Origin of the sequence: Ensifer sp. Root954 (assembly GCF_001429005.1) — a bacterium.
GTDB lineage: Bacteria > Pseudomonadota > Alphaproteobacteria > Rhizobiales > Rhizobiaceae > Ensifer > Ensifer adhaerens.
In genome coordinates this window covers 360,293-378,684 of the sequence record NZ_LMJM01000025.1, presented here as the reverse complement: position 1 = coordinate 378,684, position 18,392 = coordinate 360,293, and the positions used below count along the sequence as shown (strand labels likewise).

Below are 18,392 nucleotides of genomic sequence, written 5' to 3'. Positions count from 1 at the left end.
TGCATGCATAGCTATGGCTCCGCCGGAATGCGTCAACACCGTCACTTTGCAAGTACGGCATTTGCAAGCGCTACGGCATCTTCTCCACGTCGGGCAGCTTCCAGCTTTTCTCGAACAGCGGCTTTTCCGGGCCGTAGAGCCTGAAAAGCAGTTCGAACTTGCGGGCGGGGTCGACGGGCACGAAGTTCGCCTCCTTGCCCGCAGGCGCCTTGGCGCCGAAATAGACGTCGACCGAGCCGTCGGCATTTTTCTTCACCCCCTCGCCGATCGAGGCGACGCTCGCCTTGTCCATGTTGCGGATCAGCGCATGGGTCTCGCGGTCGTAGGCGGTCACCGACCAGTACTGCTCGACCGGCGCATCCTTCGGCACGACGAGGCGGTAGTTAGCGCCGCCGTCGAACGGATTGCCGTCCTTGTCCTTGTTGGCCATCAGGTAGAACTGCGCCGTGCCCAGCCGCTTGATGCCGGTGAAGCCGAGCGTATAGGTCACGCCTCGGGCATCGACCGGATAGAGACCGGGATCGGCATAGGCCTCCGAGGCGGCCTTCACCATGTCCGGCAGCCCGGCGGGGAACCAGCGGATGCCCTCGTTGATGACAGGAAAGCCGGCGTCATAGCGCGCCGAAAGCTCGGCTCTGGCTTCGGCCGCCGCCTTGTCGAGCAGCGCCTTGGTTTCGGCGCTTGGCTGGAAGGGCTTGCCCTTCTCGATGCCGAGCGTCTTCAGCTGGTCGATCATCACCCGGTCGCGCTCGAGCCACGGCTCGGTCTGGACGACCCGGTTCAGATTGTCGAAGAAGCTGGCGTCGAAGCGGATGGTGCTGTCGAACAGCACGTCATAGGCGTCGGTAAAGACCGTTTCCGGCGGCTTGTCGGTCACCGGCATCGGGTAGATCTTGATCTTCTTGCCATAGGCGACCGACTTTTCGATATCGGCGTCGGCATGGCTCTTCAGGTTGGAACGCAGCAGCGCAAATCCGGTGAAGGTGTCCGAGCGAAGCGGAATGAAGCCCTCCGGCACCTCGCCCATGTAATCCGGCGGCAGGATCAGGTACTTGCCGCCCTTGCCCTCGTCGGCGCCATGCGGGCCGGCATCTTCGAGCGGCATCTGCCAGGCGTTGACGATGTTGCCGGCAATCGATCCGCCCTCGGCCGGTGGGATCTCGATGACGATGGGCCCGTCCTTCACGTTCCAGAAGGACATGAAATAGATCGAATCCGGGTTCGGCGTCAGCGTCTGGTTCTTCCAGTTGACCGGGCGAGACCAGTAGACGACTTCGTTGACCTTGGCCTTCGTCGTCGAAAGCATCGTCTGCAGCATCAGGTCGGCATTGACCGCCGGCATGCCCCAGATCACCGCCTCCGTCGCCCGGCGGGCGATCGCGCGGTCCCGGAGTTCGGCCGGCAACATATCCTGCGCCGCGACGTTCGTCGCGCCGGCCAGAAGCACCACGCCTGTGAGTATAAATCGCAGCATGCCGAATCTCCCTCATACGCCGCGGCCGGCGGCCTTGAAATCTCTCGACCGCCGCTGCCTCGCAAACTCCATTGCGGGCCACCAATGCGAAATTTAGTGCGAATGCATGCCGAGCAGTAGACCCGTTGCGTGCGACGCGCGGAAGTACGTTACGGTTACAGCCGCAAACACAAACGGCGGCGATCGGCCGGCGCATCACCGCATCCTCATCCCCTTTGAAAAACACCGCGTCACTTGACATCGGACCAAAATAGGTAGATCGGTCTACCTAATAGATTGGAGAAAGCGATGAGCGACAAGGCGCCGGCGCGCGAGCGGCTTTTGAAGGCGGCAGCCGAACTGTTCTACCGGGATGGGGTCGGTGCCACGGGCATCGATGCGATCACCGCGCATGCGGGCGTCGCCAAGATGAGCCTCTACAACAACTTCTCGTCCAAGACCGATCTGGTGAACGCCTATATCGAGGCGCGCCACCGGGAATGGCAGGAGCTTTACCGCGAGCGCCTGGCTCATGCGGCAACGCCGAGAGATCGTGTGCTGGCGATCTTCGACAGCTATGTCGACCACGCTGAAATGGCCTATTCCTGGGGTTTCCGCGGCTGCGGGCTCCTGAATGCCGCAGCCGAGCTTTCGGTCGGCGATCCCGCCCGCGACATCGTCGCCTCGCAGAAGGACGAGGTGGAAACGCTCTTCAAGCAATATCTCGCCGAGATGAAGCCCGACGCGGGTGCCGCCATCGACGAGACGGCGGAGCACCTCTCCTTCCTGCTCGAAGGCGCGATGTCGCGTGCCGGACTCGACGGACATGACGCACGGCTGAAGACCGCGCGCCGGATCGCCATCTCGATCATGGACCAGCTATGACCTCCCGAAATTCCGCTTCTCTCGTCGGCTTTGCCTGCGTGCTCACCGCCTCCGCGCTCTGGGGCACGACCGGCACCACCGCCACCTTTGCTTCAGGGGTCAGCCCGCTTGGCATCGGCGCCGTCGCCATGGGCCTTGGCGGCCTGCTCTTGGCGCTGACGGCGCTGCATTCGATCGTCAAAAGCAGGGCGAAGATCGCCGCGCAGTGGCCGATGCTGATCCTCGGCTCGCTCTCGGTCGCGATCTATCCGCTTGCCTTCTACTCTTCCATGCATCTCGCCGGCGTCGCCATCGGCACCGTCATCTCCATCGGCTCGGCGCCACTCGCCGCTTCGCTGATCGAGCGCATCTTCGACGGTCAGAAGCTCACCACTCGCTGGTTGCTGGGTGCCGCCGCCGGCCTTGGCGGCGCCGTGCTTCTCACCTTTTCGGAAAGCCACGGCGGCGCCGGTGCTGCCGACGCGACGGCGGTCCTCTACGGCATCCTGCTCGGCCTGGTCTCCGGCCTGCTCTACGCGCTCTATTCCTGGGTGGCGCGGCGGCTGATGCAGGCGGGCATTCCGCCGCGTGCCGCCATGGGCTCGATCTTCGGTGTCGGCGGCACTCTGCTGTTGCCGGTGCTCGCCTTCACCGGCGCGCCGCTTTTAGCGTCGTCGACCAATGTCGCCGTCGGTATCTACATGGCGCTGGTGCCGGTGCTGGTCGCTTACGTGCTCTTCGCCTATGGCCTCGCCCGCGTGTCGGCCACCATGGCGACCACGCTGTCGCTGCTTGAACCGGTCATCGCCGCCGTGCTTGCCGTCGTCATCGTCGGCGAGCGCCTGCCGGCCGAGGGCTGGGCGGGCATCGGGCTGATCGTCGGCTCGCTCTTCATCCTCACCCTGCCGATGCCGGCCCGGCGCCGCCGCGCCGAACGCCCGCGATCCGCCGCCGCCATCGACGCGGCCCTCCCCAGCCGCTAGAGCCGGAACCCTTGATATGAGCGACGTCGCTGCGCTGCCTTCCCGCCGGCCAAACCGGATGTGGGCCGTCGTCATCCTGATCCTGCTCGAGGCCGCGCTGGTGATCTCCTGGAGCGCCGGCTTCGTCGGCATCCGCTTCGCCATCGATCACGCGCCGCTCTTCCTGATCCTCTTCTGGCGCAGCCTCGTCTCCGGTCTCATACTGCTGCCCTTCGCCCTGACGGTCGGGCCAAAGATCCGGTTGCAGGACGCCGTGCCGCAGATGCTCTTCGGCGCGCTTGCCATGTCCGGCTATCTCGCGGGCTTTGCGCTGGCGATTTCCTATGGCGTGCCCACTGGCCTCGTGGCGCTGATCACCGACATGCTGCCGCTTGCCGTCGCCATCCTCTCCTGGCCGGTCCTCGGCCAGGCCTTGACCGCCCGCCAATGGCTCGGCTCCTTCATCGGACTGACCGGTGTCTTGATCGCCTCCGGCTGGTCGCTCGATATCGGCAACGTTCCGCTCTGGGCCTATGGCCTGCCAGTTCTCGGCACCCTGTCGCTGGCGCTGGCGACCCTGCTGCAGAAGCGCAGCCCGGCGGGCGCCATGCCGGTGCATCAAAGCCTCTCGATCCAGTGCCTGTCGGCGGCAGCGATCTTCGCGCTCTTTGCCTGGCATGAGGGCAGCGTTCTGCCGGTGCTCGATCCGGGCTTTGTCGGCGGTATCCTCTGGCTCGTTTTCGTCGCCACCTTCGGCGCCTGGAGCCTCTATTATCTGGCGCTGAAAAAATCCTCGCCCGCCCGCGTCACCGCCATCCTCTATTTGAGCCCGCCCGTGACGATGATCTGGGCCTTTATCATGTTCGGCGAGCCCCTTTCCTGGGCCATGGCCGCCGGCCTCGTCGTCTCGCTCATCGGCATCGTCATCGTCGCGAGGGCACGGCAGCCGGCCCGGGGGCAAAGTCCGGAGCACGCCTAGGAAAGCCATCCACTGACCGCTTGCATCTTGTGGTGGTGTCTGCGACAGCTTCGCCCAAACCACCGGGGGACAGCGACCATGAGCTTTTCCGAAGTCAAACCACGTCACGTGCTCTGCCTGCTCGGCGGAGAACGCCCCTTCTCCCACCTTTGCGAGATGATCCAGTCGGCGATCGACGATTTCGCCCTGGGTTTCGAGATCGACTATACGTTTTCCGAGGACGCGCCGGATGACCGCATGCCGATATCCTTCGAGGTCTGCCGGGATCGCGTCAAGAAGGGTGCCTGGACCGAAGCCGACGAAGAGGCCGTCAGCGACCATCGCTCGGTCATCTATGTGCTCGGCCCGCCGATGACGGCAGAGGATGCGGTCAAACATTCAGTCATCGCACTTCGGCTGGTCGCCCACACCCTCGATAACGGCATCGTCGCCGCCAAGGGCGAGAGCGCCGGCGTCGCCCACGGCGTTGAGAGGTGGAAAGAGCTTGCTCGCGACGCCGAAGGCCAAACAGGCGCTGCACTTGCCCGCCCCTGCCGCCTCGCCTTTGCCAAGCGGCCGATCGGCACCGACGAACATCTCTACAGCATCGGCTTCCATCTGGTCGGGATACCCGAAGTCTACGCGCCGAAAACCCTCTCCGACGACGAACTGGCCTTGAGCGCGTTGATCGACACCGTTGCCGACGAAGTCTTCAGCGACGGCGTCGAGACGGTGCTGAAGCACCGCGGCGCCCAATTGCTGCCCGTCGACGCCTATGACGAGGACGAGTTCAAGTACAATCCCTTTGGGGCCATCCATCTGGCGTCATAGATTCGAACCGCCCCAGCAATCAAGGTACTTATGCCAGCGTCAGATCGCGAGAAACGACTGCTCCTCAGCGTGCAACGCGCCTTGCTCGGAACAGTCCCGCCGACGATATCGGCCGTAACGTGCGGCTGGAACAACGACAATATCGTCCTCGAGTTCTTAGTAGACTCAGCTTTTGACGATGAAGATCGAGAACGTTGTGAAGTTGTTGCAACTGAGGTGGTCGCGGATTTCAGCTATGAAACGATAACGTCTGTCTTCACGGTACAAGCTTCCGGCGGACCGAAGACCCCAGTCGAAGAGCGGTGGTGGGCATACCGGCGATCTTAGCCGAATGCGCTGACAACAGGAGTGGCACCTCGTCAGGCAAGCCTCTGTCGCTTGGCACTTTTAGGCGTGAGCTAGAGGTACCGCTTGCATCGTACTTCGATTCGTAATAATTGAAGTTACATGAAAAAAGACAGCCGCCTTTCCTCCGTCCTGCACGCGCTCCTGCACATGGCCGAGCGCGGCGAGCCCTTGACCTCGGACGAGCTTGCCATGTGCATGCGCACCAATCCGGTGGTCGTTCGTCGCACCATGGGTTTCCTGCGCGATGCCGGCATCGTTTCCTCCGCCCGCGGCCATGCGGGCGGCTGGGCGATCACTGCCGATCTCAAGACCGTGACGCTCAGGCAGTTGCACGAAACACTCGGCGAACCCGCGATCTTTGCCATCGGCAACCGGCAGGAAATGCCGGAATGCCTCGTCGAACAGGCGGTCAACGCCGCCCTCGATACCGCCTTTGCGGAGGCCGAGGCGCTGCTGCTCGACCGCTTCGCCCACGTGACCCTTGCCGACCTAGCCGAGGACTTTGCCCGGCGGCACCGGCTCCGATCGCACTGACAGCAGCCGATCGATCCGTCCTGACGTGATCGATCCCGACACATCCGATTACACCGGGACCGCATAAGCGGTTTCCGGCCGGAACCCTATTGCCCAAAGCCCGGGTCGAGACACTGGTTCAAGAAACCGGTGGGCTGGCCTGCGCCCAACCGAAAGGAAGACCCATGCAACAGGACGTCATCATCATCGGCGGCAGTTATGCCGGCATGGCCGCCGCCCTCCAGCTTCTGCGCGCCCGCCGGCGCGTGACGATCATCGACGAGGGCATTCGCCGCAACCGTTTTGCCAGCCATTCCCATGGCTTCCTCGGCCAGGACGGCATCGACCCGTCAGAGATTGCCGCAACCGCGCGGGCGCAGCTCTCCAAATACCCCACGCTCACCTGGATCGACGGCCGCGCCGAGAAAGCCAGCGGCAAGCAGGATGCCTTCGTCGTTACCACCGCTGACGGCGCCTCCTTTGAAGGCCGGCGCCTGCTCTTTGCAACCGGCGTCAAGGACGGCCTGCCGCAGATCGAGGGGCTGACCGAGCGCTGGGGCAAGAGCGCCTTCCATTGCCCCTATTGCCACGGCTACGAGCTGAACCAGGGCGAGATCGCCGTCATCGCGGCAAGCCCCATGTCGATCCACCAGGCGCAGCTCATTCCGGAATGGGGCAAGGTGACCTTCTTCACCAACGGCGCCATCACCCTCGACGCCGAAGGCCGTGCCGATCTCGTCAGGCGCGGCGTAACCATCGACGAAACCCCGGTCGCGCGGCTCGAAGGCCATGCCGACGTGGTGCTGACGGATGGCCGCCGCCTGCCCTTCGCAGGCCTTTTCGTCGCCACCCGCACCACGCCCTCAAGCGACATCGCCGAGCGCTTCGGCTGCGAGATCGAGGAGACCCCGATGGGCCTGCAGATCCGGGCGACGGCCGCCAAGGAAACCACCATTCCCGGCGCCTATGCCTGCGGCGACGTCGGCCGCGTTCCCCACTCCGTCTCGCTTGCCGTCGGCGACGGCGCCTGGGCCGGCGCGCAACTGCACCGCTCGCTGGTGTTCGGATAGAAGGCACACCGAGCAAGGACGCTGGCATGAAGGAATACCGAACGGACGCAACCGCATTGCGCCGTTCGGCTTCCAGCCTTGCCAAATCGACGGCCTCTGTGCTTCGTTCGCTGCAAACGCGAGTTGGAGCCGCCATCGATGCCCATTGCCCTCACCTGCTTTCAGGGTCGCGCCGGCGATCACAACGACCTCGGCATTCCCGGCGCGAAGTCCGTTGCCGCCCATCTCGCCCGAAAACTCGGCCTCGAAACGGTCACGGTCGGAGATCCGGAACCGGCGCTGAACGGCCACTGGGCGGTCGAGCTCGAAGCCGCGATGCCGGCTCTGAAGCGCATGCGAGATCGCTTCGATGTGATCTACGCCGAGGGATCGTTTTCGCTGGCAGCGACCAGCCGCTGTGCCGTCTCGCTCGCAACCCTGCCTGCCCTTGCGAGGCACCACGGCAATGCGGTCGTCTTCTGGTTCGACGCCCATGGCGACCTCAATACGCCCGAGGCCAGCAGCACCGGCTATCTCGGCGGGCTGGCGCTGTCCGGGCCCTGCGGCCTCTGGCAGTCCGGTCTGGGCGGCGGGCTTTCCATCGAAAATATCGTGCTCGTCGGCCAGCGCGACCTCGATCCCTTCGAGGCCGAACTCATCGAGGCGAAGCGCATTCCGCATATTCGTCCCGGTGCCAATCTCCCGCAAAGGCTTGCCGAAGCCGTCGCCGGCCGACCGGTCTATATCCACCTCGACTGCGACGTGCTGAACCCCGGCATCGTGCCCACCGACTACCAGCATGAAAACGGGCTGTCGCTCGATGACCTGCGTGCAGCCTGTGCGGTCCTTGCCGGGAGCGAAGTCGTCGGGCTTGAAATCGCCGAGTTTCAGAATGTTTGGGAGGAAGGCGGCGATCCGGTTTCGCCCGAACCGCTGATCGAGGCGCTGGAACCGCTTTTGCAGAAGCTGCGCCGCTGACCCGACCAGAGCCTGCCGGCAGGTTTGCCTAACCGCAGGGGGCCTAGCCGGCCAATCCATCGCCGGCGGACCCCGCATTGCGCTGGGTCGGTTTGGGCGTAGCATGGATATCCCGCTCGCCTTCGGTATCGGCTGCCATGAAGCTCGGATCGATCCTTCTTGCCTACGTCTGCCTTTTCTGCGGGAGTGCTTCCGCCGAACCGCTCCGGGTCGATCTCGAGCTGGTGCTCGCCGTCGACGTTTCCTATTCCATGGAACTCGACGAGCAGCGGCTGCAGCGGCAGGGCTATGTCGTGGCCTTCCTGGAGCCCGCCCTCATCGAGGCGATCGAGAATGGTCCCGTCGGCCGCATCGCCGTCACCTATGTCGAATGGGGCGGCTCGGCGGTGCAGGTCACGCCCTGGACGCTGATCGACGGCCGCGGCACGGCCTCGCAATATTCCGAGCTGCTGCGGCGGCAGCCGATCCGGCGGATCGCCTTCACCTCGATCTCCAACACGCTGGCCTTCACCCGACGGCTGTTCGACTACAGCCCCTTTGAGGGCAGCCGCCGCGTCATCGACATCTCGGGCGACGGTCCCAACAATTCCGGCGTCCCCGCCCCTGTCGCCCGCAATTCCACCGTTGCCCGCGGCATCACCATCGACGGCCTGCCGATCATGCTGAAGACGCACGCCGCCTCGGACTCCGCCGCGATCCCCGATCTCGACGCCTATTACCGCCAATGCGTGATCGGCGGCGAAGGCGCCTTTCTGGTGAAGGTGACGGATAGCGACGAGTTCGCCCGCGCCATCCTGCGCAAGCTGATCATCGAAATCTCCGGCCTGGAGATAAGCCGCCTGTCGCCCGAAACGGTGCGCGCAGCCCGGTTCGGTGAGGGCTACAATTGCTTCATCGGCGAAGAAATGCAGGAGCGGATGATCGGGCGGTAGGGCAAGTCTGCGCCCCATCCACAGCCGACAACGAAGAAGTCGTTGACTCTAATTAGGCGCCTTATTATCTGTCGCCTTATGACAATGCTGGAACAAAAACACCGGGCCATGTTGCAGGAAGCCGAGCGTCGTGCGGTCGCCGAGACCGGCAACATGCGCGCCTGCTTCGAACTGCTGGCGCTGTCAGGCGCGATCGACCGGGATTGCGCTGCAAGGCTGGCGCCCCACCGGCTGTCGGAAGGCAAGTTCGTTATCCTCTTCCTGCTCAACGATCAACCCGAGGGCCTGTCGCCGCATGAGCTTGCCGATCGCGCGGGCGTGACGCGCGCCACCATCACCGGGCTCCTCGACGGCCTGGAGCGCGATCGCTTCGTCGAGCGCCGCTCTGGCCTTAATGACCGGCGCAAGATCGCGGTAATGCTCACCGAAACCGGCCGCAGGACTGCCCGCGATCTGCTTGGCCAACACAGCGCCTGGATCGCCTCGCTGTTTGCCGGTTTCAGCGCCGATGAACACCAGACGTTCCACCGGCTGCTCAAGCGCATCTGGCAAAATCTGGAGACCGGCGCCACGCCCAAGAACACGCCGGAAACACAGACGTGAGCGAGAGCAAGACCAAGAAACGCGGCGCCAGCGGCATTGGCGCCGAGCGCCTGGCGCAGCTGAACGCCGGAGCGCAAGCCATCACCTTGACCGAATGCCTCGCGGTCGACTTCGCAGCGCTGATGGGCAACATCGTGCCCGGCATCGACGACGATGCCCTTGCCGAGATGACATCGGCCGCGTCGGCCGGCATCTCCCGGCGCATGCCGCTTGCCGCCCGGCTGATCGGAGAGCGCCTCGGCCCCTCGACTTTCGAGACGCTCAAGCAGCATTCCTCGGACACGGTGCGCGGCTGGGCCTGTTTCGTGGTGGCGGCCAGAGTAAACATGACCCTCGCCGAGCGGCTGGCCGCGATCCGGCCGCTGGCCGACGATAGCCATTTCGGTGTTCGCGAATGGGCCTGGATCGCCGTTCGCCCGCATCTCGCGGCCGATCTGGATCAAGCGATCGCCCTGCTGGCGGCAGAGTGGACATCAGATCCATCCGAGCGCATCCGCCGTTTCGCCTCGGAATCCATCCGCCCGCGCGGCGTCTGGTGCGCCCATCTCTCAGTGCTCAAGAAAGAACCCGAACGCGCGCTGCCCGTGCTCGAGCCGTTGCACGCCGATCCCTCGCCTTACGTGCAGGATTCGGTCGGCAACTGGCTGAACGATGCGGCCAAGGATCGGCCCGAGTGGGTCCAGGCGCTGGCGGCACGCTGGTCCGCCGAAAGCTCAGGACCCGCGACATCGCGCATCTGTCGCCGCGCGCTTCGATCCATCCCCACCAGATCCAGTTCCGCAAACGCTTGAGAGCGCCCGGAATGGCATAACCTCAGACTGACAACAAGAAAGCAGACTATGCCTCACTACCTGACCGAACTTTACAGCGCCAAGCCGGCGTGGCTCGCCCTTCCCCGTCAGGGGCGCCAGCAGTTCCTGGCCGCGATCGGCTCCGCCATGCCGGGCCTGTCGGCGCTCGGCGTCGAGCTCATCACCTTCGGCAAGGTCGACCAGTCGAAGCTGCATGCGGCATCGCAGACCTTCTTCGCCGTCTGGCGCTGCCCGGACGCGACAGCACTCGAAGCCCTCGTCGCCGGCATCGCCCAATCCGGCTGGCACGAATATTTCGACACGATCAACGCCGCCGGCCGGGGCACCGACCTCGCCGGCCACCTCGCCGAGCTCGGCGCGGCCGCCTGAGCTCCACGCTATCCGGCCCCCTCAGGTCACGCTCGGCTTGAGGGGGCTGTAGAACACGATCTCCGGATCGTTCTCGTCGAGATTGTCGATGTAGCCGCTCGGCCGGAACCCGGCCTTGACCAACAGGTCCTGCATCGGACGGTTCGACATGTTGGTCGAGCTGAAGAGTTTCGCGCCCGACGACATGGATTGAAAGTGGGCGATCAGCGTCCCAGCCAGACCACGCCGGCGCCAGGACGTCCCCACCATCAGCATTTCGATGAAGGCCTGGCCAAAGAAGTGGTGGGTCAGCACGCCATAGGCGGCAGCCTCCCCCTCGATCTCGATCAGATGGCAGCAGCCCTGCTGGATCCAGTCGGCAATGTCGGCGCGTCGCTTCAGATCGTCGGCCGCAACGCTGTCGATCGCGCAAAGCGCCGGATGGTCGTCCTTGACCGCAGGTCGAATTCGCATGGTTCAGCTCCCGGCAGATTTGGCGGGAAACTAGGATGTGGTGTCGCTGGGCGCAATCGCGAAAGCGCTATCTCAACTGCCCCTCTCACGGCGGCAAGACGAAGTCGCGACCGGACCTCACTGCGACGGCGCGGCGCCTGAAAGTCCCCGCCGCGTCCACTGAAAATCCACGACGTCTGCCGTTATGGACCGGATCGCTCACTGCCCGAGCCCGATGTTCTTCGGCGGATATTTTTTGAAGGTGGCGGCATGCGCCTTCATCTCGGCCAGCATCGAGGCGAGGAAGGCGTTCATCCGGTGGCCGACGGGATATTCCTCCTTCGGATCGATGTAGAGATTGAAGAGCCACGGGGCGAGGCCGACGTCGCTCACCGTCGTCATGTCGATGTTCAGCCACTGGGCCTTGGTTTCCACCACCTTCACGTGGATCTTGTACTCGTACATGCGCATCGCCATCAGGTTCTGCTCGTTCCAGACGAACACCTTCTCGCGGTTCGAACGGCCGTCGGCGGCAAGCAGGAACGAGGTCTGGTCGATGCCGTCGATGTAGCGGTCGACCGGCACCTTGTCTCTGATGCCGCCAAGGCTCAGCGACGTGTTGAAGAGGTCCATCAGGTCGAAGAGCTCGTCGCTTTCGCGGCCGGGCTTGATCATGCCCTTCCAGTAGGCGATCGCCGGGATGCGGATGCCGCCCTCCCAGGCCGATCCCTTGGCGCCGCGAAACGGCGTATAGCCGCTGTCCGGCCAGCTATCGAGCTGCGGGCCGTTGTCGGAGGTGACGAAGATGAAGGTATTGTCGAGGACGCCGGCCTGATCGAGCGCGTCGACGATCTCGCCGATATAGGCATCCACCTCCACCACGTCGTCCTTGTAGGGGTACTTGCTTCCGCTCTTGCCCTCGAAGGCCTTGGAGGCGAAATTGTCGGCGTGCACTTTCATGAAGCAGTGTTCGAGGAAGAACGGCGCCGTTCCCGACGCAAGCTCCTTGATCTTCTTCACCGTGAATTCCTTGAGCATCCGATCGCCTTCGGCCATCTTCTCGATGCTGTCGATCTCTTCGACTTGGCTGACTGGCCCGCCCTTTACCGCCTGTACCAGCGCCGTGCTCGATCCGGTCTTCCTCAGCATCGCCAGCCGCTCGGGGTTCAGCACCAGATCGGGGTAACGCCGCTTGTCGACCCCTTGGGTGATTTCCTTCTCGGCCTCGTAGAAGCCGTAGAATTCATCAAACCCGACCTCGTGCGGCCGCATGCCTTCGCTTTCGCCCACATGCCACTTGCCCGAGAGCACGGTCTTGTACCCTGCCCCACCAAGCAGCGTCGGCAGGGAAATCTCGTCGGCCCAAGGGTTCTTGGTGATCTTGTCGCCGGCAAGGATCGGTCGCGTCAGGCCGGTGCGAACCGGCAACCGGCCCGTCAGGATCGCCGAGCGCGTCGGGGTGCAGGTGGGTTGCGAATAGGCCGAGGTGAGCCTCAGGCCCTCGCGCGCCAACCTGTCCATGTTGGGTGTCGCAGCGCCGATCGCCGCTCCACCGCCATAAGCGCCGGGGTCGCCATAGCCCATGTCATCAACCACGAGCCAGACGATGTTCGGCCTCTTGCCCAGCCTGGCATAAAGCGTATCGAGCTTCTGTTGCGCCGCGGACTGCTGGTCGGCATGGATCAGCGCTGGCTCCTGCGCCTCGCTCGTGCGTATGGCCTGAGTCAGCACCGATTGTGCCGGCGCCACTGTCGGCAACGCCACCAGGATCGCCGTGTGTAGGGCAAGGGCACGCAGATTCCGCAGGCACATCGCACGCTCCTTTTTGCGATCGAACGCAAGGAATTACGCAAGGGATGCCGCCGGACCTTGACCCGCGGCAAGAGGTGGCGGCCTTTTTACAAGCCGCCGGCGCTTTGCGTCCCGCCGCCAGCGGTCGCCGGCGGCGGAGTCTTTCCACTCTTTACCGCGGCGCCAGGCTTTCCAGTTCGCCCAGCCGCTTCATCGCTGCCTGCTGCGCAAGCCAGCCATAGTTGATGCCGCTGGCGTTCAGCGTGCTGCCGGCCTGGTACGGATAGTCGTTGAAGTCGGCGAAGAACTCCTTGATCTTGCCCTGGATCGGCACCAGCAGCCACATGTTGCGGGCGAGGAACTCGATCGCCCCTCCGCCGTCTTCCATGCCGCGCTCGTAGGGGTCCATGCGCAGGTTGGCGATGACGGCCCAGCTCGGCACCTCACGGGTGGCCGTCGCGATGTTGCCGTGGCTCGCCTGGGCGAAGCTCAGCTTCCAGTCGTTCCAGCGGATAGCGTTGAGGTTGCCGCCCTGATCGAAGTAGTAGACCGAGTCACGCGGCGGCTCCTTCGCCTCGCCCTTCAACAGCCCCGTCAGGTCGTAGCCGTCGAGATGCACCTTGAAGGTCTTCGACGTGCCCTTGAAGCCCTTCTTCATCTCTTCCTTGACGTCGGCGATGCCGGCGGCGGTCGCAAAGGTCGGCAGCCAGTCCATCAGCGTCACCGGGTCGTTGATCTGCGTGCCCGGCTTTACCACGCCCGGCCAACGCACCATCATCGGAATGCGGAAACCGCCTTCCCAGGTCGTGCCTTTCTCGCCGTGGAACATCGTCTGCGCGCCGTCCGGCCACAGCGCCAGTTCCGCGCCGTTGTCGGTGGTGTAGAGCACGATGGTGTTCTCGGCGATGCCGAGATCGTCGAGCTGTTTCAGGAGCTGGCCGACGTGACCGTCATGCTCCACCATGCCGTCGGCATGGATGCCCTTGCCGGTCTTGCCGAGCGAGTCCGGCTTCAGGTGGGTGAAGACATGCATGCGGGTCGAGTTGAACCAGCAGAAGAACGGTTTGTCGGCCTTCACCTGCCGGTCGATGTAATCCTTGGCAGCCGTCAGGAATTCCTCGTCGATCGTTTCCATGCGCTTGGTGTTGAGCGCGCCGGTGTCCTCGATCTTGCCGTCGGCGCTCGACTTGATGACGCCGCGCGGGCCGAACTTCTTCTTGAACTCCGGATCCTTGGGATAGAAATAGCCTTCCGGCTCTTCCTCGGCGTTGAGGTGGTAGAGGTTGCCGAAGAACTCGTCGAAGCCGTGTGCGGTCGGCAGATGCTCGTCGCGGTCGCCGAGGTGGTTCTTGCCGAACTGGCCGGTCGAATACCCCTTGGTCTTCAACACGTCGGCGATTGTCGGCATCCAGTCCTGGATGCCGTGCGGGTCGCCCGGCATGCCGATCGTCAAGAGCCCGGTGCGGAAAGGCTCCTGGCCGAGGATGAAGGAGGCGCGGCCCGCCGTACAACTGTTCTGGCCGTAGCTGTCGGTAAAGATCGCGCCTTCGGCGGCGATACGGTCGATGTTGGGCGTGCGATAGCCCATCAGCCCCATCGTGTAGGCGCTGATCTGCGGAATGCCGATATCGTCGCCGAAGATGACGAGGATGTTTGGCGGCTTGCCGCTCGCGGAAGAAGAGGATTGCGCCTTGGCCGGGCTTACCGAAGCAGCGCCTGCCACCAGCGACGCGGCTGCAAAAATTGTTCCACTGAGAAGGAGGTCGCGGCGGCTGACATCCGTTACCCCATTCTCGGCCATCGCTGGCGCAGCCTTGTTATCGTCATGCATGCTCATCGTACTCTCCTAGTTAAGGCGATCGGAAATGCACTGCTGTCGAGGACCGGGCGGATGATGCGCGTGCGGGGGTGGGTGTCCAAGTACGTAACAGTTACGACGTGCCGGCTCGCAACCGTTACTGAGACGCGCGACGCGGGCAATCCGTTGCAAGCCCGGGTAGAACAGCACTGGCAAAACTCGCCCAGCGTAACCTCTGACAGATTGACGCAATCGCCCCTTCGGCCTCTGGCGCGACGCCCCCGCATGCCTATATGCAAGACGCCAAAGATAAGGGCCTGGGCCTGAGACATGGGCATCGAGACATGGGCATCGAGACAGGGACATCGGGATGGACGACAACGACTTGCAGGGCCGCGCCGCTCATGTCGCAGCAATCCGCGAACGAGCGGAAGCCGAGATGAAGGCGATCGGCATCGATGCGGCCTTCATCGATCGTCTCGTCGAGACCTTCTACGCCCGCGTGCTCGCCCATCCCGATCTCGGCCCCGTCTTCGACGCCAGGCTTTCCGGCCGCTGGCCGGAGCACATGGACAAGATGAAGAGCTTCTGGTCGGCCGTCGCCTTCCGCAACGGCGCCTATGGCGGCAAGCCGGTGCAGGCGCATGTCGGCGTCGCCAACATGACGCCGGATCTCTTTCCGAAATGGCTTGATCTCTTTTCCACGACGCTCGACGACATCGCCCCGAACGGCGAGGCCAAGGCCTGGTTCATGGCCACGGCCGAACGCATCGCCCGCAGCCTGACGCTTTCGCTGTTCTACAATCCTGCGATGGACGATCCGGCGCTGAAGCGCGGGTAATTGCCGAGGCCTTTACGCCCGATGCCGAAGACGGGCGTCAGGGTCAGGAACAGCGCAGCCGTGCTCGCCGGCAGGCGCTTGAGGCCGATCAGGTAGAGCCAGAAGGCAAGCGCGTACTGGACGATGCCGGAGATCAGGGCGAGCGCCAGCATGCCCGCCCCCGCGGCGGCAAGGTCCTTGCCGATCGCCTGAGGCGTGACCCAGGCGAACAGGAAGAGCAATCAGACAACACGACCTGCCCCCTTGGGTCAGAGCGAGCGGCCTGCAAACAAAATCTCCTCGGCCTCGTCGACCGACATCGCAAAGACCCGCTTGCCCAGTTCGAAGCTGAAGCCGCCCCGGGCAAAGGCGGAGAGCTCCTTGGCCGTACGCTTCTCGTCGAGCGCCGCCTTGCGGAACGGCCCGAAGGCGCGCTTTCGCGCCAAGACGACGGCCGCATAGAGATCGTCGGCTTCCGCCACCGCCGCAGCGACGGCGTCCCGCGCGACGCCCTTTTCCGACAGCTTCTGGGCGATCGCCCGCTTCGACTTGCCGCCGCGCATGGCCGAGCGGGTCTTGATCTCGGCATAAGCTTTGTCGTTGAGCGCGCCATTGTCATAGGCAAAGGTCACGGCCGCAGCCGCCAGCAGCTCCACCTGGTTCACGCTGATATCCTCGAACTTCTCCCGCGCCTTGCGCGAGATGGCGTCGAAGAGCTGCTTTTCCGTCAGCATCTGCCGCGCCAGCCGATAGGCCGCTGAATTGCGCGCCCAGGCATACATGCGCGGCGTCGGTTGATCGGATTGCGCTTGATCGTCGATGAGGTCCAAGCCTGCCCTGCCCTCGAATTGAACCATTGATGGCACCAGTCGATCCGCGTGATCGGATCGACGTCGCCCAAAGATGCGAAATGACCTGACTCTCCACGACAAGGCAATTGCGCACCCGAGCCCACGACGTGTTTTCCCGGCCTTGTTCCGCCGGCATGAGGGCGGCGAGCGCCCCTCAAGAGAGGCGCGCCTGAGGTAACCGCAGCAGGGCCTGCGCGGATCTTTTGATCCGCCGGCCGAGCGTTCCCGTCGTGATGCCCGAGCAAAGGCACCGGAAAACGTGATGTCTATTCGAACTTCTCGGTGCTGTCGGCCTTGCCCTTCACCCAGTAGCCGGAGGCTTTCAGCCAGCTGAGCGGCAAGCCGCGCTCCTCGACGAGATGGGTGCGGATCGCCCGGGTGACTGCGGCTTCGGCCGCGATCCAGACGAAGGTGCCGGGCTCGAGCGCCACTTGACGCACGACAGCAAGCAGCGCTGACGGATCGTGCGCTTGATCGAGCGGGCGATAGGCCCAATGGGTGGTGAGCGCCGCCTTGGTGCGGAATTTCTGCCGCTCGTCCAGCCCGGTGACGGCGGCGACGCTGGTGATCTGATGCCCCGCCGGCGTCTCCTCGATCCGCCGCCCGATCGCCGGCAGCGCCGTCTCGTCGCCGATCAGCAGCCATCGCGTGAAATCTCCAGACACGACCGCCGAACCGCGCGGCCCGCCGATCTCGAGCTTGTCCCCCACGGAGGCCGCCATTGCCCAGGCGGTCACGGGGCCAGCCTCGTGCAACGCGAAATCGAGCGCCAGAACGCGCGCATCTGTGTCGTAGCGCCGTGGCGTATAGTCCCGGCGCTCTTCGGTGCCGTTTGCGCCGGGCACGAAGATCTTGATGTGGTCATCCGCCCCGAGGCTGACGAAGTCGGCGAGATCCTCACCGGAAAGCGTGATCCGGAGCATGCCCGGCGTCACCCGCTCGATGCCGGAAACGACGAGCGAGCGGCGCTTCAGCTCATGGCGAACACGCTCGATGCGCGGCGTCGGGAGATGGGAATAGTTGGGAGAATTGTCCATTTGCATCCTTTGGAGGGCCTAGAAAAGCTCGATCCGCAGGACACAGTCGCGCAGATCGAAGCCGCTTCTGGCCGTTCGATCATACGCGTTGAGTGACGTTAACGCTTACGTGGCCGGGGGTGGCCCGGTCATGTCACGTTCCAACTATCGGAAGGCCCCGCTTCGATCAATGCGTCATCTTGACTAAAACACGAAGGTTTTACCAGCCAAAAGAAAAACGCGCCCGCAGGAGCAAGCGCGTTTCTCAAAATGAGGAAGGTCTGACGAAGCCTTAAGCCGCCAGAGCCGCAACTTCGCCACGGATGAGGTCGCCGAGCCGGCGGATGCCCTCGTCGATCATCTGATCGTTGGCGCAGGAGAAGGAAACGCGCAGGGTGTTTTCGCCCGAGCCATCGGCAAAGAAGGCGCGACCGGGAACGAAGGCGACCTTGGCGGTCTCGATCGATTTTGCAAGCAGTGCGGCGCCGTCCATGCCCTTTGGCAGCGTCACCCAGACGAACATCCCGCCTTCCGGCTTCGTCCAGGACACGCCCTCGGGCATGTACTTTTCAAGCGCTGCGAGCATGGCGTTGCGGCGCTGCTTGTAGACCTGGTGGATCTTCGCCACCTGCTCATCGAAGCCGCGCTCGGCAACGGTGCAGATCGCCATCTGGTTGATGGTCGAGGAATGCAGATCGGCGGCCTGCTTCAAGAGCACGAGCTTGCGGATCACCTTTTCCGAGGCGCAGACCCAGCCGACGCGAAGGCCGGGAGCGAGCGTCTTCGAGAACGAGCCGCAATAGATCGTGCGGGTGTTGTTGATGTCGCCCTTTTTGGCGATTTCGAGCGCCAGGATCGGCGGCACCGGCTCGCCGTCATAGCGCAGCGACTGGTAGGCCGCGTCTTCGATGACGGCAATGTCGAGCTCTTCGGCGAGCGTCAGCACGCGCTCGCGACCGGCCCGGTCGACGGTCTCGCCGGTCGGGTTGGCGAAGTCGGCCGAGAGATAGGC

At 64.1% G+C, this 18,392-nt stretch carries 20 protein-coding genes; 12 read left to right on the top strand and 8 right to left on the bottom strand.

The annotated features are described in order from the left end of the window. Positions 1-70: 70 nt before the first annotated feature. Entirely contained in the window at positions 71-1,474 is a 1,404-nt protein-coding gene (locus ASE71_RS21125; protein WP_060516056.1) for a DUF1254 domain-containing protein, read from the bottom strand. A 288-nt stretch (positions 1,475-1,762) separates the two neighbouring features. Here ASE71_RS21125 and ASE71_RS21120 point away from each other — a divergent pair, with 288 nt between their 5' ends. From ASE71_RS21120 to ASE71_RS21070, 11 genes are all read left to right on the top strand, one after another. Further along, positions 1,763-2,338 carry a TetR/AcrR family transcriptional regulator gene (locus tag ASE71_RS21120; RefSeq protein ID WP_060516055.1) on the top strand — a complete coding sequence of 192 codons (576 nt, stop codon included), beginning with the start codon at positions 1,763-1,765 and terminating at the stop codon, positions 2,336-2,338. Further along, positions 2,335-3,300 (top strand): DMT family transporter, encoded by a 966-nt coding sequence (locus ASE71_RS21115; protein WP_060516054.1) that lies wholly within the window; start codon positions 2,335-2,337, stop codon positions 3,298-3,300. The genes ASE71_RS21120 and ASE71_RS21115 overlap by 4 nt, the downstream gene beginning before the upstream one ends. Positions 3,301-3,316: 16 nt before the next feature. Next, a complete protein-coding gene (locus ASE71_RS21110; RefSeq protein WP_060516053.1) occupies positions 3,317-4,258 on the top strand; it encodes a DMT family transporter in 942 nt (313 codons plus the stop codon). Positions 4,259-4,336: 78 nt separating this feature from the next. Beyond that, positions 4,337-5,068 (top strand): hypothetical protein, encoded by a 732-nt coding sequence (locus tag ASE71_RS21105; protein WP_051659265.1) that lies wholly within the window; start codon positions 4,337-4,339, stop codon positions 5,066-5,068. A gap of 447 nt (positions 5,069-5,515) precedes the next feature. Continuing rightward, positions 5,516-5,950, top strand: a complete 435-nt coding sequence (locus tag ASE71_RS21100) for an RrF2 family transcriptional regulator (protein ID WP_034793085.1) — start codon at positions 5,516-5,518, stop codon at positions 5,948-5,950. Positions 5,951-6,114: 164 nt separating this feature from the next. Next, positions 6,115-6,999 carry an NAD(P)/FAD-dependent oxidoreductase gene (locus ASE71_RS21095; RefSeq protein ID WP_060516052.1) on the top strand — a complete coding sequence of 295 codons (885 nt, stop codon included), beginning with the start codon at positions 6,115-6,117 and terminating at the stop codon, positions 6,997-6,999. Positions 7,000-7,137: 138 nt separating this feature from the next. After that, the gene (locus tag ASE71_RS21090; RefSeq protein ID WP_060516051.1) at positions 7,138-7,956 is read left to right on the top strand and encodes an arginase family protein; all 819 of its coding nucleotides are present in this window, start codon (positions 7,138-7,140) and stop codon (positions 7,954-7,956) included. A gap of 137 nt (positions 7,957-8,093) precedes the next feature. After that, positions 8,094-8,888, top strand: a complete 795-nt coding sequence (locus ASE71_RS21085) for a DUF1194 domain-containing protein (RefSeq protein ID WP_060516050.1) — start codon at positions 8,094-8,096, stop codon at positions 8,886-8,888. A 78-nt stretch (positions 8,889-8,966) separates the two neighbouring features. Further along, positions 8,967-9,491 (top strand): MarR family winged helix-turn-helix transcriptional regulator, encoded by a 525-nt coding sequence (locus ASE71_RS21080; RefSeq protein WP_060516049.1) that lies wholly within the window; start codon positions 8,967-8,969, stop codon positions 9,489-9,491. Further along, positions 9,488-10,282: a DNA alkylation repair protein gene (locus ASE71_RS21075; RefSeq protein WP_060516048.1), complete on the top strand. Its 795-nt coding sequence runs from the start codon at positions 9,488-9,490 to the stop codon at positions 10,280-10,282. The genes ASE71_RS21080 and ASE71_RS21075 overlap by 4 nt, the downstream gene beginning before the upstream one ends. 48 nt (positions 10,283-10,330) lie before the next feature. Next, positions 10,331-10,672, top strand: coding sequence for a DUF6616 family protein (locus ASE71_RS21070; RefSeq protein ID WP_034793040.1), 342 nt, complete (start codon positions 10,331-10,333; stop codon positions 10,670-10,672). Between the two features lie 21 nt (positions 10,673-10,693). Here the strand turns inward: ASE71_RS21070 and ASE71_RS21065 are convergent, their stop codons facing one another. The 3 genes from ASE71_RS21065 to ASE71_RS21055 form a co-directional block, all read right to left on the bottom strand. Then, positions 10,694-11,125: a GNAT family N-acetyltransferase gene (locus tag ASE71_RS21065; protein WP_060516047.1), complete on the bottom strand. Its 432-nt coding sequence runs from the start codon at positions 11,123-11,125 to the stop codon at positions 10,694-10,696. 198 nt (positions 11,126-11,323) lie between these two features. Then, positions 11,324-12,916 (bottom strand): arylsulfatase, encoded by a 1,593-nt coding sequence (locus ASE71_RS21060; RefSeq protein ID WP_082566232.1) that lies wholly within the window; start codon positions 12,914-12,916, stop codon positions 11,324-11,326. A gap of 151 nt (positions 12,917-13,067) precedes the next feature. Then, entirely contained in the window at positions 13,068-14,732 is a 1,665-nt protein-coding gene (locus ASE71_RS21055; RefSeq protein WP_034793006.1) for an arylsulfatase, read from the bottom strand. A 331-nt stretch (positions 14,733-15,063) separates the two neighbouring features. Here ASE71_RS21055 and ASE71_RS21050 point away from each other — a divergent pair, with 331 nt between their 5' ends. Continuing rightward, the gene (locus ASE71_RS21050) at positions 15,064-15,534 is read left to right on the top strand and encodes a group III truncated hemoglobin (protein ID WP_060516046.1); all 471 of its coding nucleotides are present in this window, start codon (positions 15,064-15,066) and stop codon (positions 15,532-15,534) included. On the opposite strand, the gene ASE71_RS21045 is transcribed toward ASE71_RS21050, so the two are convergent. The 4 genes from ASE71_RS21045 to ASE71_RS37035 form a co-directional block, all read right to left on the bottom strand. Further along, positions 15,492-15,755 carry an EamA family transporter gene (locus ASE71_RS21045; protein ID WP_060516045.1) on the bottom strand — a complete coding sequence of 88 codons (264 nt, stop codon included), beginning with the start codon at positions 15,753-15,755 and terminating at the stop codon, positions 15,492-15,494. The genes ASE71_RS21050 and ASE71_RS21045 overlap by 43 nt on opposite strands. A 27-nt stretch (positions 15,756-15,782) precedes the next feature. Further along, positions 15,783-16,370, bottom strand: coding sequence for a recombination regulator RecX (gene recX / locus ASE71_RS21040; RefSeq protein ID WP_060516044.1), 588 nt, complete (start codon positions 16,368-16,370; stop codon positions 15,783-15,785). A 260-nt stretch (positions 16,371-16,630) separates the two neighbouring features. After that, positions 16,631-17,401, bottom strand: coding sequence for a siderophore-interacting protein (locus ASE71_RS21035; protein WP_034792990.1), 771 nt, complete (start codon positions 17,399-17,401; stop codon positions 16,631-16,633). A gap of 271 nt (positions 17,402-17,672) precedes the next feature. Continuing rightward, positions 17,673-18,392: PLP-dependent aminotransferase family protein (locus ASE71_RS37035; RefSeq protein ID WP_244497379.1), on the bottom strand; the 720-nt coding region annotated here is incomplete at its 5' end.

What these genes read in the sequence shown, in the direction of transcription:
- ASE71_RS21070 (WP_034793040.1), top strand. Translation starts at nt 10,331, where the DNA reads ATGCCTCACTACCTGACCGAACTTTACAGCGCCAAGCCGGCGTGGCTC.
- ASE71_RS21100 (WP_034793085.1), top strand. Translation starts at nt 5,516, where the DNA reads ATGAAAAAAGACAGCCGCCTTTCCTCCGTCCTGCACGCGCTCCTGCAC.
- ASE71_RS21085 (WP_060516050.1), top strand. Translation starts at nt 8,094, where the DNA reads ATGAAGCTCGGATCGATCCTTCTTGCCTACGTCTGCCTTTTCTGCGGG.
- ASE71_RS21105 (WP_051659265.1), top strand. Translation starts at nt 4,337, where the DNA reads ATGAGCTTTTCCGAAGTCAAACCACGTCACGTGCTCTGCCTGCTCGGC.
- ASE71_RS21090 (WP_060516051.1), top strand. Translation starts at nt 7,138, where the DNA reads ATGCCCATTGCCCTCACCTGCTTTCAGGGTCGCGCCGGCGATCACAAC.
- recX (WP_060516044.1), bottom strand. Translation starts at nt 16,370, where the DNA reads ATGGTTCAATTCGAGGGCAGGGCAGGCTTGGACCTCATCGACGATCAA.
- ASE71_RS21060 (WP_082566232.1), bottom strand. Translation starts at nt 12,916, where the DNA reads ATGTGCCTGCGGAATCTGCGTGCCCTTGCCCTACACACGGCGATCCTG.
- ASE71_RS21095 (WP_060516052.1), top strand. Translation starts at nt 6,115, where the DNA reads ATGCAACAGGACGTCATCATCATCGGCGGCAGTTATGCCGGCATGGCC.
- ASE71_RS21035 (WP_034792990.1), bottom strand. Translation starts at nt 17,401, where the DNA reads ATGGACAATTCTCCCAACTATTCCCATCTCCCGACGCCGCGCATCGAG.
- ASE71_RS21080 (WP_060516049.1), top strand. Translation starts at nt 8,967, where the DNA reads ATGACAATGCTGGAACAAAAACACCGGGCCATGTTGCAGGAAGCCGAG.
- ASE71_RS21115 (WP_060516054.1), top strand. Translation starts at nt 2,335, where the DNA reads ATGACCTCCCGAAATTCCGCTTCTCTCGTCGGCTTTGCCTGCGTGCTC.
- ASE71_RS21110 (WP_060516053.1), top strand. Translation starts at nt 3,317, where the DNA reads ATGAGCGACGTCGCTGCGCTGCCTTCCCGCCGGCCAAACCGGATGTGG.
- ASE71_RS21125 (WP_060516056.1), bottom strand. Translation starts at nt 1,474, where the DNA reads ATGCTGCGATTTATACTCACAGGCGTGGTGCTTCTGGCCGGCGCGACG.
- ASE71_RS21050 (WP_060516046.1), top strand. Translation starts at nt 15,064, where the DNA reads ATGGACGACAACGACTTGCAGGGCCGCGCCGCTCATGTCGCAGCAATC.
- ASE71_RS21065 (WP_060516047.1), bottom strand. Translation starts at nt 11,125, where the DNA reads ATGCGAATTCGACCTGCGGTCAAGGACGACCATCCGGCGCTTTGCGCG.
- ASE71_RS21055 (WP_034793006.1), bottom strand. Translation starts at nt 14,732, where the DNA reads ATGAGCATGCATGACGATAACAAGGCTGCGCCAGCGATGGCCGAGAAT.
- ASE71_RS21120 (WP_060516055.1), top strand. Translation starts at nt 1,763, where the DNA reads ATGAGCGACAAGGCGCCGGCGCGCGAGCGGCTTTTGAAGGCGGCAGCC.